Origin of the sequence: Streptomyces olivaceus (assembly GCF_000721235.1) — a bacterium.
Lineage (GTDB): Bacteria > Actinomycetota > Actinomycetes > Streptomycetales > Streptomycetaceae > Streptomyces > Streptomyces olivaceus.
This window is the reverse complement of record NZ_JOFH01000014.1, coordinates 282,908-298,282: the sequence shown is the minus strand read 5'-3', so window position 1 is coordinate 298,282 and position 15,375 is coordinate 282,908. Positions and strand designations below refer to the sequence as shown.

21 protein-coding genes and 1 tRNA gene are annotated in these 15,375 nt (G+C 73.2%); 16 read left to right on the top strand and 6 right to left on the bottom strand.

Annotated elements, in window-relative coordinates; all coding sequences use genetic code 11:
- Positions 1-104 precede the first annotated feature (104 nt).
- The 4 genes from IG94_RS0117315 to IG94_RS0117300 are packed head-to-tail and all read right to left on the bottom strand — an operon-like array spanning position 105 to position 4,234.
- A complete protein-coding gene (locus tag IG94_RS0117315; protein WP_031036961.1) occupies positions 105-881 on the bottom strand; it encodes an SDR family NAD(P)-dependent oxidoreductase in 777 nt (258 codons plus the stop codon).
- Positions 878-1,369, bottom strand: coding sequence for a cupin domain-containing protein (locus tag IG94_RS0117310; protein WP_031036958.1), 492 nt, complete (start codon positions 1,367-1,369; stop codon positions 878-880). Before IG94_RS0117310 ends, IG94_RS0117315 begins: the two co-directional genes overlap by 4 nt.
- Positions 1,366-1,986 (bottom strand): GNAT family N-acetyltransferase, encoded by a 621-nt coding sequence (locus IG94_RS0117305; RefSeq protein ID WP_031036954.1) that lies wholly within the window; start codon positions 1,984-1,986, stop codon positions 1,366-1,368. Before IG94_RS0117305 ends, IG94_RS0117310 begins: the two co-directional genes overlap by 4 nt.
- Entirely contained in the window at positions 1,979-4,234 is a 2,256-nt protein-coding gene (locus IG94_RS0117300; RefSeq protein ID WP_043483818.1) for a penicillin acylase family protein, read from the bottom strand. The genes IG94_RS0117305 and IG94_RS0117300 overlap by 8 nt, the downstream gene beginning before the upstream one ends.
- An 85-nt stretch (positions 4,235-4,319) precedes the next feature.
- Between IG94_RS0117300 and IG94_RS0117295 the strand changes: the two genes are divergently transcribed.
- The 6 genes from IG94_RS0117295 to IG94_RS0117270 all read left to right on the top strand — a co-directional run bounded on the left by IG94_RS0117295 (position 4,320) and on the right by IG94_RS0117270 (position 7,651).
- The gene (locus IG94_RS0117295) at positions 4,320-5,045 is read left to right on the top strand and encodes a siderophore-interacting protein (protein ID WP_031036948.1); all 726 of its coding nucleotides are present in this window, start codon (positions 4,320-4,322) and stop codon (positions 5,043-5,045) included.
- Between the two features lie 25 nt (positions 5,046-5,070).
- Complete coding sequence (locus IG94_RS0117290) at positions 5,071-5,664, top strand: HhH-GPD-type base excision DNA repair protein (RefSeq protein ID WP_031036944.1); 594 nt, start codon at positions 5,071-5,073, stop codon at positions 5,662-5,664.
- Between the two features lie 80 nt (positions 5,665-5,744).
- The gene (locus IG94_RS0117285) at positions 5,745-6,077 is read left to right on the top strand and encodes a hypothetical protein (RefSeq protein ID WP_052410719.1); all 333 of its coding nucleotides are present in this window, start codon (positions 5,745-5,747) and stop codon (positions 6,075-6,077) included.
- Positions 6,078-6,136: 59 nt separating this feature from the next.
- Positions 6,137-6,346, top strand: coding sequence for a hypothetical protein (locus IG94_RS0117280; protein ID WP_031036936.1), 210 nt, complete (start codon positions 6,137-6,139; stop codon positions 6,344-6,346).
- Between the two features lie 188 nt (positions 6,347-6,534).
- Positions 6,535-6,834 carry a type II toxin-antitoxin system VapB family antitoxin gene (locus IG94_RS0117275; RefSeq protein WP_031036932.1) on the top strand — a complete coding sequence of 100 codons (300 nt, stop codon included), beginning with the start codon at positions 6,535-6,537 and terminating at the stop codon, positions 6,832-6,834.
- A 196-nt stretch (positions 6,835-7,030) separates the two neighbouring features.
- On the top strand, positions 7,031-7,651 hold the full coding sequence (locus IG94_RS0117270; RefSeq protein WP_031036929.1) for a LytR C-terminal domain-containing protein: 621 nt from the start codon (positions 7,031-7,033) through the stop codon (positions 7,649-7,651).
- A gap of 16 nt (positions 7,652-7,667) precedes the next feature.
- Here IG94_RS0117270 and upp read toward each other — a convergent pair whose 3' ends face one another.
- Positions 7,668-8,303 carry a uracil phosphoribosyltransferase gene (upp, locus tag IG94_RS0117265; RefSeq protein WP_031036926.1) on the bottom strand — a complete coding sequence of 212 codons (636 nt, stop codon included), beginning with the start codon at positions 8,301-8,303 and terminating at the stop codon, positions 7,668-7,670.
- 535 nt (positions 8,304-8,838) lie between these two features.
- Here upp and IG94_RS42885 point away from each other — a divergent pair.
- From IG94_RS42885 to IG94_RS0117220, 9 genes are all read left to right on the top strand, one after another.
- On the top strand, positions 8,839-8,997 hold the full coding sequence (locus IG94_RS42885) for a DUF4461 domain-containing protein (RefSeq protein WP_164711399.1): 159 nt from the start codon (positions 8,839-8,841) through the stop codon (positions 8,995-8,997).
- A 382-nt stretch (positions 8,998-9,379) separates the two neighbouring features.
- Positions 9,380-9,928, top strand: a complete 549-nt coding sequence (locus IG94_RS0117255) for a tRNA adenosine deaminase-associated protein (RefSeq protein WP_031036923.1) — start codon at positions 9,380-9,382, stop codon at positions 9,926-9,928.
- A gap of 128 nt (positions 9,929-10,056) precedes the next feature.
- The gene (gene tadA / locus IG94_RS0117250) at positions 10,057-10,515 is read left to right on the top strand and encodes a tRNA adenosine(34) deaminase TadA (protein WP_031036919.1); all 459 of its coding nucleotides are present in this window, start codon (positions 10,057-10,059) and stop codon (positions 10,513-10,515) included.
- A gap of 55 nt (positions 10,516-10,570) precedes the next feature.
- A tRNA-Ser gene (locus IG94_RS0117245) sits at positions 10,571-10,655 on the top strand.
- 234 nt (positions 10,656-10,889) lie between these two features.
- Entirely contained in the window at positions 10,890-11,210 is a 321-nt protein-coding gene (locus IG94_RS0117240; RefSeq protein ID WP_031036916.1) for a WGxxGxxG family protein, read from the top strand.
- 183 nt (positions 11,211-11,393) lie between these two features.
- Positions 11,394-11,573 carry a hypothetical protein gene (locus tag IG94_RS0117235; protein ID WP_031036914.1) on the top strand — a complete coding sequence of 60 codons (180 nt, stop codon included), beginning with the start codon at positions 11,394-11,396 and terminating at the stop codon, positions 11,571-11,573.
- Positions 11,570-11,863 carry a Dabb family protein gene (locus IG94_RS0117230; RefSeq protein WP_031036910.1) on the top strand — a complete coding sequence of 98 codons (294 nt, stop codon included), beginning with the start codon at positions 11,570-11,572 and terminating at the stop codon, positions 11,861-11,863. Before IG94_RS0117235 ends, IG94_RS0117230 begins: the two co-directional genes overlap by 4 nt.
- 300 nt (positions 11,864-12,163) lie before the next feature.
- Positions 12,164-13,003, top strand: coding sequence for an RNA polymerase sigma factor SigF (locus IG94_RS0117225; protein ID WP_031036908.1), 840 nt, complete (start codon positions 12,164-12,166; stop codon positions 13,001-13,003).
- Between the two features lie 292 nt (positions 13,004-13,295).
- Positions 13,296-14,234, top strand: a complete 939-nt coding sequence (locus IG94_RS0117220) for an RNA polymerase sigma factor SigF (protein ID WP_031036905.1) — start codon at positions 13,296-13,298, stop codon at positions 14,232-14,234.
- Positions 14,235-14,411: 177 nt separating this feature from the next.
- Here the strand turns inward: IG94_RS0117220 and IG94_RS0117215 are convergent, their stop codons facing one another.
- Complete coding sequence (locus tag IG94_RS0117215) at positions 14,412-14,609, bottom strand: hypothetical protein (RefSeq protein ID WP_031036903.1); 198 nt, start codon at positions 14,607-14,609, stop codon at positions 14,412-14,414.
- Positions 14,610-14,814: 205 nt separating this feature from the next.
- On the opposite strand from IG94_RS0117215, the gene IG94_RS0117210 reads away from it, so the two are divergent.
- On the top strand, positions 14,815-15,318 hold the full coding sequence (locus IG94_RS0117210; RefSeq protein ID WP_031036901.1) for a MarR family winged helix-turn-helix transcriptional regulator: 504 nt from the start codon (positions 14,815-14,817) through the stop codon (positions 15,316-15,318).
- Positions 15,319-15,375 lie beyond the last annotated feature (57 nt).

The following is a 15,375-nucleotide window of genomic DNA, read 5'->3' as shown; positions in this document are numbered from 1 at the left end:
ACACCGGCACGTCTCACGTCGCATCTCCGTCGTCGGGACCCACTGCCTCGCAGGTACGTACGGACGCGGAGCCCGCCCCGCTCACCGAGGTGCCCGGCGGTTCCTCACCACGACGGGCGTGCCGTCACCCCGCCGTCCACCACCAGGTCGTGACCGGTGATCCAGGACGCCAGCCGGGACGCGAGGAACACGCACGCGTCGCCCACGTCCTCCGGGCGGCCGAGCCGTCCCAGGGGCGCCGCCCCTCGCCACCGCCGTACGCCCTCCGGCCAGGCCGCGTCGAGTCCTTCCCGGTCGACGAGGCCGGGCGAGACGGAGTTGACCCTGATCCCCCACGGGCCGTACTCCAGGGCCGCCGAGCGGGCGTGCATCACCACCGCCGCCTTCGAGGCGCTGTAGTGCGCGTGGGCCGGAGCGGGCGCGCCCGCCTCGATGGAGGCGATGTGGGTGACCGTGCCGCCGCCGTCCTGGGACCGCATGACCTCGGCGGCGGCCTGCGTGCAGGCGAAGACGGCGGTGAGGTTGGTGTCCACCACCGCCCGCCACTCGGCGGCCGTCATGCCGGGCAGTTCCCGCAACGGCTGCACACCCGCGTTGTTGACGAGCGCCGTGAGCCGTCCGCCGCCCCAGTCGGCGGCTTCCTCGACCACCCGCCGGCAGCCGTCCTCGGCGGCGAGGTCGGCGCGCAGGACCGTGGCGCGTCCACCGTGGTCGCGGATGCGTTCCGCCACGGCGCGCGCCGACTCCACCGACGTACGGCAGTGCACCGCGACCGCCGCGCCCTCCTGGGCGAACCGCAGCGCGATCCCCCGGCCGATGCCGCCGCCCGCGCCCGTCACCAGGGCGGTCTGGCCGTCGAGGAGGGGTGCGGGCGCGCTCATGGGCGGCACAGTGGCACGATCCGGCCCGCCTCGGCCGGGTAGCGCGCCGTCAGGTCGTTCGCGTCGCCGTGCTCGTAGTCCCCGAAGGTGAATCCGGGCGCCATCGTGCAGCCGAAGAGCGACCACGCGCCGCCCGCCGCGACCCTGCCGCCCATCCAGGTCCGGGCGGGGACCGTGAACTGCACGTGCTGTCCGCCCAGGACGTCCGGTCCCAGGACGGCCGTACGGGCGTCGCCGTCGGGCCCCAGGAGCAGCAGTTCCAGCGGATCGCCGAGGTAGAAGTGCCAGACCTCGTCGGTGGGCAGGCGGTGCAGGGCGGAGAAGTCGTCCGGACGGGCGGTGAGCAGGGCCACCATGGCGGAGCCGGCCGGGCGTCCGTCCGGGCCGTCGGGTCCGGCCCAGGTACGCCGGAAGAGGCCGCCCTCGCGCGGGATCGGCTCCAGGGCGTAGTGCGCGATCAGGTCCTCGGCGGTCGGCGGGTGCGTCACCCGGGGAACGCTACCTCGCGGCGGAGGAAGGCGAGTTGCGCCTTCTTCTCCGGCAGGTGCACGTCCGGCAGGTCGACCTCGGGCAGCACGACCGCGGGCCCGGGGGTGAAGCCCTGTCGGAGGAAGCGGGCGATCGCCTTCTCGTTGGCGACGTCGGGGTCGACCACGATCCGCGTCCGGCCCAGGCCCAGCAGGACGTACGCCAGGAGGGCGCCCGTCAGCGCGGCGGTCCAGCCGGGACGCGGGCCCCGCGGCCCGGCGGGGGCGAGGAGCAGGTGGACGCCGATGTCGCCCGGTTCGGCGTCGTAGCACTCGCTCACCCGGTCGGCCCCGGGGTCGTACGTCTGGAGCAGGGCGACCGGTTCGCCGTCCTCGACCACCAGGTGGGCGTGGTGGGTGTCGAGGCCGGCCATGTGGGCGTAGACCTGCGCGACCTGGTCGCGCGTCAGGCCGTTCATGCCCCAGAAGGCGGCGCGTTCCCCGCTGACCCAGCCGTGCAGCACGGCGGCGTCCGCGGCGGCGTCGAGGGGGAGGATCCGGACGGTGCCGAAGCCGTCGAGTTCCTGCACGTGGACGGGGGTGCGGGAGGCGTAGGGGGACGGGTGCGGGTCAGGCATCGGTCTCTTCCGTGGACGTGTGGGTGTGCGTGTGGGTGCAGGTGTGGGTGAGCCGGTCGAAGTCGGTGATCACCGGGACGAGTTCCCCCGCGAGCCACAGCGGCTGCTGGTCGCGGTGGTGGGGCGAGCCGGGCGTGCCGGAGGCTCCGTGGGGCACGACCCAGCGGCTGTTGCCGCGGTCGGCCAGGTCCCAGACGTAGCGGGCGGCGGGGCCGCGCGCGGCACGGTCGGTGAGGCCGGGCACGGAGGACGTGCACAGCACGCAGTCGTGGTCGCCGGAGAGGGCGGGCGCGTCCGCGGGGGCGGCGGGATCGGGCAGGGCGCGCCAGGGGGTCAGGCGGTGGGTGTCGCCCCACGGGCCGGCGGGCGGACGTGCGGCGACCTCTTCCAGCGCCGCGCGGACGACGGCGGCGCGGTCGATGCCGTAGAGGTCGTCCGCGCGCAGGAGGTGTTCGAGGGCGTACGCGACGCGCGGCACCAGCGCGAGCCACGGCTGCAGCACCTCGGGGTACGCCGGCGCGACGGAGGCGGGCGCGAGCACCGGGTGCGCCGCCAGCCGCCGTACGACCGCCGCGCGCACGGCCGCGTACGCCGCGGCGCCGGTGCTGCGGGCGTCCATGCGCCGGTCCCAGGCGAGGACGCGGTCGCGCAGGTCGGTGGCCTCGGGGCCCAGGCCGGTGAGGGCGGTCAGGCGGTCCAGGAGCGGGCCGGCCGAACCGAGGTGGGTGTCGGTGTGGATCGCGGACAGGTCGGCCGCCGACCAGCGGCGCCTGCCGGCGAGCAGGGCGGCGATGCGGTCGGCGCGGTGCGGGGCGGCGAACTCGACGCCGAGCGGGGTGGCGAGGCCGCGCTGGTTGGCCATGACGGCGGCGCCGTCGGCGAGACCGGCGCGGGGCGGAGTGTGCCAGCCGGTCCACTCGTGGCCGGGTTCCCAGGCGGGCACCGGACGCAGGCCGTTGGCCTCGGCCCGGACGGGCACGCGCCCCGCGACCCGGTGCAGCAGACCGCCCCCGGTGTCGGCGGCCTGCACGACGTTGACCGGCTCGGCCCACGCGTCCAGGGCGCGGTCCACGTCGGCGACCGTGCGGGCGCGGAGCAGCGGCAGCAGGGCGCCGAAGCCGAGGTCGGAGGTGACGCGGGGCGGGTAGCGCAGGCTGAGTGCGGCCGGAGTGCCGTCGTCCAGCCCCTCGGGGCCGCCGGCGACCACCGGGCCCCGGTCGGTCTCGATGACCTCCACCTCGACCGTGCCCTCCCCGGCGACGCGGATCGTCTCCGTGTGGCGGGCGGCGCGCCGCCAGGTGCCGTCGGGGCCGAGCGCCTCGACGCCGGCGCCGGTGCGGCGCAGGCGCTCGTGGTAGAGGTCCTGGTAGTCGGACATGGCGTTGGTGATGGCCCAGGCGACCGTGCCGGTGTGGCCGAAGTGGGCGACGCCGGGGACGCCGGGCACGGCCAGGCCGACCACGTCGAACTCCGGGCAGGACAGGTGGACCTGCTGATAGACGCCGGGGTCCTCGATCCAGCGGTGCGGGTCGCCCGCGATGAGCGCGTGCCCGGTCGTGGTGCGCTCGCCGCTCAGCAGCCAGCCGTTGCTGCCGGTGGTGCCGGGGCCGTCGGCGGCGAAGAGGGCGACGGCGTCGGGGCCGAGGCGGGCGGTGATGTGCTCGCGCCACAGCTTGGCGGGAAACCCGGCGAACAGGATGTGCGTCGCCAGCCAGACGGCGAGCGGCGTCCAGGGCTCCCAGCGGCCGGGGGCGAGCGCGGCCCGGGCGAACTCGGGGGCGGGCGGGCGGCGGGGGTCGTCCCGGCGGGGGGAGCCGTCCCGGGGGTGAGAGCCGTCCCGATCACCGGGGTGGCCACCACGACCGGGGCCGTCCCCACCACCGGGATCGTTCCCACGCCCAGAACCGTCCCCACGGCGCGAGTCGCCACGGTGGAGGGCCAGGCCCTCGTTCACGCCGTGCACGTACGCCCGTACCCAGGCGGCCGTCTCCGGGTCCTTCTCCTCCAGCGCAATGAAGCAGCGGCGGGCGGTGTCCGCGAGGCGGGCCCGGCGGGCGAGGCGGTCCCAGGAGAGGGCCTCGGGGCCGAGGAAGGCGGCGGACGTGCCCTGGGCGCGGTGCCGCTCGGTCTCCAGCTGCCAGGCGCGGTCACGGGCGGTCACCCGGCCCTGTGCGCCGGCCAGTTCGTCCAGGCTGTCGGCGCGCAGGTGCGGGATCCCCCAGGCGTCGCGGTAGGTCTCGGCGCTCACCCCTGTGCCTCCACTTTCCTTTAGGTTAGGCTCACCTAAGTTACTGCACGTGATGCCCGAACAGTACGCGAAGGGTGAGGAAACGATGGCTCAGGGGCGGGGTTGGGAGGGCGCGGTCCTCAAGCTGATGCGGGCCAAGGACTACGAGTTCACGGTGACGGACGCGCAGGACGTGGCCCCGGGGTTCCGGCGGCTGCGCCTGACCGACGGCGGCATGCTGGCGGCGACCGGGGTCCACCCGACGATGTGGGTGCGGCTGTGGTTCGAGAACGCCGGGAAGCCGCACCAGCGGGGGTACACACTCGTCGACCCGGACCCCGCGGCGGGCACCTTCAGCATGGAGTTCGCACTGCACGAGGGGTGCGCGAGCGACTGGGCGCGGGCGGCGGGGCCGGGGGACACGATCGAGGCGACGGTCCAGGGCACCCGCTTCGACATCCCCGAGCCCGCGCCCTCGCGCCTCTTCGCGGTCGCGGACCCGGCGTCCCTGCCCGCCCTCAACTCCCTCCTCGACGCGCTGGGGCCGGTGCCCGCGACGATCTGGTTCGAGGGCGGCACCGACGACGGGCTGCCCTTCCGCACCGATCCCGAGCGGCACGAGGTGCGGGCGGTACCGCGGCGCGACGGGGGCCGGCACCTCGTCGCACAGGTGAAGGAAGCGCTGCCTGACCTGCTGCGGGCCACCACCGAGCCGTACGTCTGGATCGCCTGCGACACGGCCACCACCCGGGCGCTGGCCTCGTACGCCCGCAAGGAGCTGGGCGTTCCGAAGCAGCGGGTGAACGCACTGGGGTACTGGCGCGCGTCCTGAGCGCGCACGCGCGATCATCGGGGGCATGGACGTCACACTGCACCTCGCCCAGGACCCCGAGGCCGACGAACTCCTCGGCCGCAGTCCGCTCGCCGCGCTGGTCGGCATGCTGCTCGACCAGCAAGTGCCCATGGAGTGGGCGTTCAAGGGGCCGTCCACCATCGCGCGGCGCATGGGCGCGGAGGACCTGGACGCGCACGACATCGCGGCGTACGACCCCGAGGGCTTCGCGGCACTGCTCTCCGAGAAGCCGGCCGTGCACCGCTACCCCGGTTCGATGGCGGGCCGCGTCCAGCAGCTGTGCCGGTACCTCGTCGACACGTACGACGGTGACGCCGAGGGCGTCTGGCGGGGCGTCGAGCGCGGCACGGAGCTGCTGAGGCGGCTCCAGGAGCTGCCGGGCTTCGGCAAGCAGAAGGCGCAGATCTTCCTCGCCCTGCTCGGCAAGCAGCTCGGCGTCCGCCCCGAGGGCTGGCGCGAGGCGGCGGGTGCCTACGGCGAGCCCGACTCCTTCCGCTCCGTCGCGGACATCACCGGGCCGGAGTCCCTGACGAAGGTGCGGGCCCACAAGCAGGAGATGAAGGCGGCGGCCAAGGCGAAGAAGGCCTCCGGCGAGTAGCGCGGCGGGCGCTACGCCGAGCGAGCGGTTCTGGCACCCCGCGCGGTGGGCGGCGTACGCCCGGCGGGAAAACGACAGGCGTGAGCCCCGCACCGCACGCCACCACCACCGTCCGCGCCGCGCGCGCCGGGTGGCTGCGGGTCCTGGTGCTGCTGCTCGCCCTGCTCGTGCCCTGCACGCCCGCGACGGCCCAGGCGGCGCCCGCCGCCGCGGTGTCGGCCGCCGAGTACGACCACCTCGACACCATCCGGCCCGCACTCGTACGCGGCGCCCGGCGGGCCGCCGCGGCGCGCCCGGCCCCGGGGCCGCGGGCCGGGCGCCGCCCGGGCTCCGATCCTGTCCTGGCCCCCCTTGTTCCGACCCGGCCCCCGGGCTGTCCGCGCGCTCTGCGCTCCGTGGTCCTGCGCTGCTGAGGGACGGTCCCGTCCCCCTCGCCCAGGAACACCCCGGAGATCAGGAACGAGGCACCGCCATGCCCCACGGCCCCCACGACCCCTACGCCGTCCTGCGCGCCCTGCTGCGCGCCGAGGCGGCCCGCCGCCACCCCCGGCCCGAACCCCAACCCCAGCCGCGACCGCAGCCCCAGACCCAGACCGGGGCTCAGGCCCAGGCCCAGGCCCAGGCCCAGCCGCAGGTCTCCGCCGAGGGCCGGCCGCCCTCGCGGGACGGAAGGCGCGGCTGACCCCACGGATGGACGGCGGAGACGGCACCGGCCGCCTCCGCCGTCGTCGACGCGCCCCGCCGTCGTCGACGCGCCCCGACCGGTGCCCTGTCCACCTTCCCGTTTGGTCCCCTTTACGGCGTCATTTCCCGCGCCGTACTCGGCCGCCATGGCTGCGCCCGCATCGCCGGGGCCGGTAGGCTTTCCGTGTGATCTTCAAGCGCATCGGAAACGGCCGGCCGTACCCCGACCACGGCCGGGAAAGCACCCGGCAGTGGGCGGACGTCGCTCCGCGCCCGGTCCGCCTCGATCAGCTCGTGACGACCAAGGGCCAGCTCGACCTGGAAACCCTCCTGGCCGAGGACTCCACCTTCTACGGCGACCTCTTCGCTCACGTCGTGAAGTGGCAGGGCGACCTGTACCTGGAGGACGGACTGCACCGCGCGGTGCGGGCGGCGCTCCAGCAGCGCCAGGTGCTGCACGCGCGGGTCCTCGAACTCGACTACTGAGCGGACCGCGGGTCCACCCCTCCGGTTCTCCTCCGGGGCCCTCTCCGCGGACCTCCTCCGGGAGCCTCCTCCGGCGCTTCCACTGACCCTTTCGGGTTGCCTTGCCCCGAACCGCGGAACGTCGACTGATCATCTAATAGGCATCGTCGCTCCGGCGCACTACGCTGCGGCCATGAGCATGCTGACTCCTCCCGGCATGGGTGGCCAGTACAAGATCACGGGGGACAAGTACCCGCGGATGCGCCCGGCCCGGCGCCGCGGACGGCTCGCGTTCGTCGCCGTCGCCTGCGTCACGGTCCTCGGAGTGCTCGGCTGGGGCACGCTGCAGCTCGTCGACGTCTTCACCGGCGGTGACAAGGCCTCCGCGGCCGGTGCCGCGGGCTGCGCCACCGCCTCCCCGAAGGCGAGCGCCCCGCCCGCCGCCGCGAAGCTGCCCAAGCCGGGTCAGGTCACCGTCAACGTGCTCAACGCCACGACCCGCAGCGGCCTGGCGCAGAAGACCGCCGACGAGCTGAAGAAGCGCGGCTTCCGCGTCGGCGACGTGGGCAACGCGCCCAAGGAGTACGACAAGAAGGTCGACGGCGCGGGCCTGCTGCTCGGCCCGGCCGCCTCCCAGAAGACGTCGCTCACCCTGCTCGGCACCCAGCTCCCCGGCGCCGAGCACCGAGCCGACACGGAGCGCAAGGGCGCCGACGTCGACCTGATCATCGGCAACGGCTACAAGGCGCTGGCCGACCCGGCGGCCGTCGACACGGCGCTGGCGAAGCTGACGGCGGCGCCGCGGCCGACGCCCTCCGCCGAGAAGAAGAGCTGCTGAGCGGCGCTACGGCGTCCTACTCGGCCGCTCCGTACATCCGGTCGCCCGCGTCGCCGAGGCCGGGGACGATGTAGCCCTGCTCGTTCAGCCGCTCGTCGACCGAGGCCGTCACGACCGTCACCGGCGTGCCGGCCAGCTCGCGCTCCATGAGTTCGACGCCCTCGGGCGCGGCGAGCAGCACCACGGCGGTCACGTCGTCGGCGCCGCGCTTGATCAGCTCCCGGATCGAGGCGACCAGGGTGCCGCCCGTGGCCAGCATCGGGTCCAGCACGTACACCTGGCGGCCGGAGAGGTCCTCCGGCATGCGGGTCGCGTACGTGGACGCCTGGAGCGTCTCCTCGTTGCGGATCATGCCGAGGAACCCCACCTCGGCGGTCGGCAGCAGCCGGACCATGCCGTCGAGCATGCCGAGACCGGCCCGCAGGATCGGCACCACCAGCGGGCGCGGGTGGGAGAGCTTGACACCGGTGGTCTGCGAGACCGGGGTCCGGATGTCGACCTGCTCGGTGCGCACGTCGCGCGTGGCCTCGTAGGCGAGCAGGGTGACCAGCTCGTCGGCGAGACGGCGGAAGGTCGCGGAGTCGGTGCGCTGGTCGCGCAGCGTGGTGAGCTTGTGGGCGACCAGGGGGTGGTCGACGACGTGGAGACGCATGTCCCCCACAGTAACCGGGCCTCTTGGGAGCGGCGTCGCCGCGGCGGGCAAGCTCCACGCGGGGCCACCACTCGTCCGCGGGCGTCAAACCGCCCGACCGGGGGAAGGCGGGAGGGACGGAACCCTGGGTGGTGAGACTGTGCCTGACCGGAACTTCCACAAAACGCCGTCCCCTGCGAAGGGGACGGCGGCACGACGAGGGGCGGGACGCGGCACCCGGCCGGGCCGCGGCCCGGCCGAGCCGACCCGCGCCACGGAGCCGGGACCGGCCCCTCGGCGGCAACGGCCCCCCGATCCCGAACGCCGCACGGACCAGCGGCCCACCGGGCGAACGGCCCCGGGGCCCACCGTGCAGCCGGGGCGGCCCACCGCACCCGAGCCGGCCACCGCCCCCGGCCGGGCCACCGGCCCGGGAGACGGCACAGCCCCGGGCCGCGGCACAGCCCCGGGACCGGCCGCCTCGGAACGGAACGCCGCCCCGAGGCGCAGCACGGACCCAGCGCACAGCGCCGACCAGGCCCCGGAGGCGAACCCGGTGCGCAGTACCGACCCGGAGGGCGAGCGGCGTCGGCGGCGGGCCCAGTTCCTGCGGGACCTGGCGGAGGCGCGGGAGCTGCGGGACCGTGTCCAGCCGCGCCGCGTCAAGGTCGCCCGGCTGCGGCACGCGATGCGCATGCGCACCTTCCGCTGGTGACGTCGGAGGCGTCGATGACGTCGGAGGCATCAGAGGCATCGCAGGCACCGGGAGGCGCTCGGGGACGTCCGGCGGCTTTCTGACCCGGCCGGGGAAGATCGCGCGCCGCGCCGACGTTGGTCGTGACGGACGTACGCGGGCACCGCGAGAATCCACGTACGATCCGCTCGTGGCGGCGACGAGAGCGCTGCTGGGCGGCTGTCCGGGTGTGCGGTTCCGGGACGCCGCTGGAAACTGCCGGACACAGGGCGTCGAAGACGTCCCCTGAGCGCCTTGTTTCTGCCACGATTCCGAGTGGGTGGGGCTCGGAGCACCGCTCCCCCGCCCGTAGCCTCCGCCGGGGGGATTCCCAACCGGCACGCCTATCAGTGGGAGAGTCACGGTGTACTTCGCCGCACTGCTCGCGCGCACCGAAGACGGGTGGGAAGCGAGCGACACAGAGCTCGACGATGTGGAGACCCTGTCGGACTTGGCCGACCTGGCCCGGGAGGCCTCTCCCGACGAGGACACGGTGCTCGTACTGATCGAGCAGGAGGACGCGTGGTTCGGAGTCGTCCGGGTGGACGGCGAGGAGGACCCCCGCATCTACGTCTCGGACGCCGCCGCGGCCGCCCGCAGCAGCTACGGCGAGATCCTGCTCACCGACGAACTGCTCGGCCGGGACCCCGGTGACGACGGCGACGACCTCGACGCCCTCGACCTCGACGGCACCGAGGACGGGGAGTCCGACGACGAGGACGAGGACGGCGCCGACGGCGGTGCCGCGTCCGCCGGTTCGGGCGATGCCGTGCCGCACGGGCCGGTCGGTGACCCGGAGGTCCTCGACGACCTCGGCGTGAGCGAGAAGGAACTGCGCTCCATGTCCGGGGACGCGGTCGGCGAGATCGCCGAGGCCCTGGGCGCCTCCGAGGTCCTGGAGACCGTCCGCTGACCGCGCCGGCCGACGAGGAACCCGGGAAGAAGCCCCGAGAGAAGCCCGAAGAGAGCTCCGGGGACGGGCCCGGAAGTGGGCTCGACCAGGCGGTGCCCGACCCGGTGCGCGACCCGTGGCGGGCCTCGATGCGGCTCGCCCTGGCCGAGGCCGGGCGGGCCGCGTCGGGCGGGGACGTACCCGTGGGCGCCGTGGTCCTGGCGCCGGACGGCCGCACGGTGCTCGCCGCCGGGCACAACGAACGCGAGGCCGGCGGCGATCCCACCGCCCACGCCGAAGTCCTCGCCGTCCGCCGGGCCGCCGCGGAGCTCGGCGAATGGCGGCTGACCGGCTGCACGCTGGTCGTCACCCTGGAGCCGTGCACGATGTGCGCGGGCGCCCTGGTGCAGTCCCGTGTCGACCGGGTCGTCTACGGCGCCCGCGACGAGAAGGCGGGCGCGGCGGGATCACTGTGGGACGTCCTGCGCGACCGCCGCCTCAACCACCGTCCCGAGGTGATCGAGGGCGTGCTCGCCGACGACTGCGCCGCGTTGCTCACGGATTTCTTCCGCAATCGACCGCGATCGACCGCGGCTGACGACCGCTGACGGGCCGCCGATACGGATTTCAAACCACGCCGCACTGTGCTGTAAGGTCTCTCTCGGTAGCGTGTCCGAGCGGCCGAAGGAGCTCGCCTCGAAAGCGAGTGTGGCGCAAGTCACCGAGGGTTCAAATCCCTCCGCTACCGCAGATGCCGAAGGGCCCGGTCCACTGGACCGGGCCCTTCGTGCTGCGGATCTTCTCGCGATGTCGCACGCGGTGTCGCACGGCGGGCCCCACGGTTCCACGCGACGGCCAGGTTTCACGGGAAACGCCCGTTTCTTCTGAAATATGATGAAAAGCTCTTTATCGGGGCCTTAAGGGGTACCGGGATGCATGGTCGCGCGACAGCGTGGCCGACCCGTCCCGAAAGGACCGAGCCATGCGTCACACAGCAGCGACTCTCGGCATCACCGCCACCCTGCTCCTCGCGCCCCTGGCCCCCGCGGCCGTGGCGGCGGAGTCGGCGCCGCGGTCCGAAACCGTGGCCGTGCAGCAACAGCAGCCGGCCGCAGCCACGGCCCCGCAGGCGGCCGACGACAACGACGACGACGGCAGCAGTGGCGGCTGGGGGCTGTGGGGCCTGCTCGGACTGCTCGGGCTCACCGGCCTGATACCGCGCAAGAACAAGAACCGGGACCACACGACGCCCCCGCGCGCGGGCGGCACCGGGACCGGAGCGCACACGTCCGACCGCTACTGAGGGCCGCACCACGGGCCGTGTTCCGGCGGGGGGCCGGAGCACGGCGGCCCGGTGCCATGGGCACCGCGGCGCCCGCCCGGGCTCGATTGCGGCAGTTCAGGCATTGATCGACTGCGGGGACCGGCGGTTAAACTCGCCGCTGGTAACGCAGGAGTCCGAGGAGAGTCCCAGGGGGAGGCCGCGGTGGCGGTGAACTCGAAGAAGATCGCCGTCTACGTCGTCGTGGTCTTCGTGCTGTACGTGATCATCACGGATCCGGAGAAGGCGGCCGACTACGTCCAGATAGGTTTCCAGGGCATCTCCGACGCGGCCAGCGCCGTCGGCGACTTCATGACCTGGGCCGCCAACGGAGGAGAAGGATGATCCGCCACCTCGTGCTGTTCAGGCTCAACGAGGGCGTCGAACGCGACGACCCGCGCGTGGTGGAGGGCGTCGAGGCCTTCCGCGCGCTGGGCGGCCGGATCGAGGAGCTGCGCTTCTGGGAGTGCGCCTGGAACATCAGCGACCGGCCCATCGCCTACGACTTCGCCATCAACTCCGCGGTGGACGACGCCGACGCCCTCAAGCGCTACCTCGAACACCCGGCACACCAGGCCGGCGTCGCACTCTGGCGCGAGTTCGCCACCTGGGTGATCGCCGACTACGAGTTCTGACGCCTCCGCACCCGGCGGCCCCGCACCCGACCGGTGCGGGGCCGCTGCGCGTCCACGCCGGGGTTCCTTGCCGGGTTCACCACCGGGTTCACGACCGGCTTCCCTACCGGCTTCGCGGCTCGTCCGCTTCCGTGTCCACTTCCGTGTTCGCTTCCCTGTTCGCTTCCGCGTTCACTCAACACGGCGCTATGCGGTGCTTGCACACAGTGGGCATGTCTTGTGATGCTATGACCGCTTTTGACGGATGAGTTAACGGACTGAGTTGACGGAAAAGCAACGGATCACGAGGTGGAGTTGACCGTGCCGGCCAGTACTGCGCCTCAAGCACCGCCCGCACCGCCCGCCCAGGCCCAGGAGGCACCCGCGCCGCAGCGCAGCCGGGGCGCCGACACCCGGGCCCTGACCCAGGTGCTCTTCGGCGAGCTGAAGGGCCTCACCCCGGGCACGGCGGAGCACAACCGGGTACGGGCCGCGCTCATCGAGGCCAACCTCCCCCTCGTGCGCTACGCCGCCGCCCGCTTCCGCTCCCGCAACGAGCCGATGGAGGACGTCGTCCAGGTCGGCACGATCGGCCTCATCAACGCCATCGACCGCTTCGACCCGGAGCGGGGCGTGCAGTTCCCGACGTTCGCGATGCCGACCGTCGTCGGCGAGATCAAGCGGTACTTCCGCGACAACGTCCGCACGGTGCACGTACCGCGCCGGCTGCACGAGCTGTGGGTGCAGGTCAACAGCGCCACCGAGGACCTGACGACCGCCTTCGGGCGCTCCCCGACGACCGCCGAGATCGCCGAGCGGCTGCGCATCACCGAGGAGGAGGTGCTCTCCTGCATCGAGGCGGGCCGGTCGTACCACGCCACCTCGCTGGAGGCCGCACAGGAGGGCGACGGGCTGCCCGGACTGCTGGACCGGCTCGGCTACGAGGACCCCGCCCTCGACGGGGTCGAACACCGCGACCTGGTACGGCACCTGCTCGTCCAGCTCCCGGAGCGCGAGCAGCGGATCCTGCTGCTGCGCTACTACAGCAACCTGACGCAGTCGCAGATCAGCGCCGAACTCGGCGTCTCGCAGATGCACGTGTCGCGGCTACTGGCGCGCAGTTTCCAGCGGTTGAGGTCCGCGAACCGGATCGACGCGTAACCTCGGAACAGGTTCCGGACGGAGTCGAAAGCGCGAGCGAGGCATCACCGGGGCGAGCGAATCACCTACCAGCGTCTTTGCGGGCGGAATCGGTCCGAAAGGCCGTCAGACCCCCTGTTTCCAGGGGGTTTTCGTGTCTCGCATGTCGACATGTCACTACAGCGTGTTGCCGACATGTGACATTCTGCCGGAGACGCGTTTGCCGGAGCTCCGGCTCCGGTATTCAGGTGAAGGCTGCGTTCCCGGCGTGGGAGCGTGTGCCGTGACCGTCCCGCGACCCAAAGGGGGTGGCATGTCCGCAGAACAGGGCAGCTCGAAGGTGCTCGCGCTCGCGGAGAGCGAGACCGCACCCGGCACGCTCGAAGCTCTCGGCCCCGTCGATGGCGTGCCGGCCATCGACGAAGCGCAGGCCGTCGACGCCGTACCGAACCTCGACGCCGTGCCGGCCCAGACCCAGGCGGCCACGGGGGCCATCGACACCCGCACCCTGTCCCGCTCCCTGTTCCTGCGGCTCGCCGCCCTCGACGAGGACAGCCCGGAGCGCGCCTACGTCCGGGACACCCTGATCGAACTCAACCTCCCGCTGGTGCGGTACGCGGCGGCCCGGTTCCGCTCGCGCAACGAGCCGATGGAGGACATCGTCCAGGTCGGCACCATCGGCCTGATCAAGGCGATCGACCGCTTCGACTGCGAACGGGGCGTGGAGTTCCCGACGTTCGCGATGCCGACGGTAGTCGGGGAGATCAAGCGGTTCTTCCGCGACACCTCGTGGTCGGTGCGCGTCCCGCGCCGCCTCCAGGAGCTGCGCCTGGCGCTGACGAAGGCCAGCGACGAGCTGTCCCAGAAGCTGGACCGTTCACCGACGGTCGGCGAGCTGGCCGCCGTGCTGGGCGTGTCCGAGGAGGACGTCGTCGACGGCCTCGCGGTGGGCAACGCCTACACCGCCTCCTCGCTGGACTCACCGGCCCCGGAGGACGACGGCGGCGAGGGCTCGCTGGCGGACCGCCTGGGGTACGAGGACACGGCGCTGGAGGGCGTGGAGTACCGCGAGTCCCTCAAGCCGCTGCTGGCCAAGCTGCCGCCCCGGGAGCGCCGGATCATCATGCTGCGCTTCTTCGCCAACATGACCCAGTCGCAGATCGGCGAGGAGGTCGGCATCTCGCAGATGCACGTCTCCCGGCTGCTGACCCGGACGCTGTCGCAGCTGCGCGAGGGCCTCATCTCGGACTGAGGCACCGGGCGCGCCCCCGTGTCGGTACACCGGGCGCGCCCCGCACTCGTACGCCAGGTGTGCCCCGGACCGAGCACCGGGCGCGCAGCCCTTCGCGGCCGTCGCCACGGCAGCCCGGCGACCGCCGCGGCACCTCCGGGGTGCCGCGGCGGTCGTTGACGCTTCCGCCGAGAGGTCCTAGCCGAGCGCCAGCCAGGCCACGGCCGCGACGACGACCACGGCGGCCACGATGCCGACGATCAGGCCGACGCGGGGGCCGGAGGAGGGCGCGGCGGCCGGCTGCCGGGTCTGCGGGGCGTCGTCGACGAACGCGCGGAACATCTGGGTGCTGCCGGCGGGGTCGTTGGTGCCCTGGGGGCCCTGGTTGTTAGCCATGGGCCGAGACACTAGCGAATCCGCGCGTACGGCCCAAGTGCGGGGCCCTCTCCGGTTCTTGGACGCGATCACCTCCCGTCACCTGCGCATTTACTATCGCAATACTTGCCTTTGCCAACTTTTTGGGCTGCTCTTACCGTCTTTATTTGCCTGTAGCAACCAACCGTACGTATCGTTGCCCTAAGCAACGAATCGGGAGGTGTGCATGGCCGAGAGGGCGCAGTACGAGGAGCTGATCCGCCAGTTCAGCGCCTTCGGCGCCGTGAAGCGGGAGATGGCCCGGCTGCTGCCGTCCGACTGTCCCGGCGGGGCCTTCGGGGTCATGACACTGCTCGGCCGGCACGGGGACATGCGCATGAGCAAGCTCGCGGAGCTGCTCGCGGTGGACATGTCGGTGACCAGCCGCCACGTCGCCCACGTCGCGGACCGGGGCTGGATCGAACGCCTCCCCGACCCGGCCGACAAACGTTCGCGCATCCTGAGTCTGACGCCCGAGGGGCAGACCCAGCTCGACGACATCGCCGAGTGGTCCACCCAGCTGCTCGCCCAGCGGTTGAGCGACTGGTCCGACGACGAGGTCGGTCAGCTCTCCCGCCTCATGGCCCGCCTCAGGGCCAGCTTCGACGACTGCCGGGTCCCCGCGGCCCGGCCTCCCGCACTGTCCGGGGACGAACAGTCCACCCGTACACCCGCGATCACCATCAAGTAAAGGAAGTCCATGGCAACGACCACACCAGCCGGTGTGCGGGCTCATGCCAAGCACGGG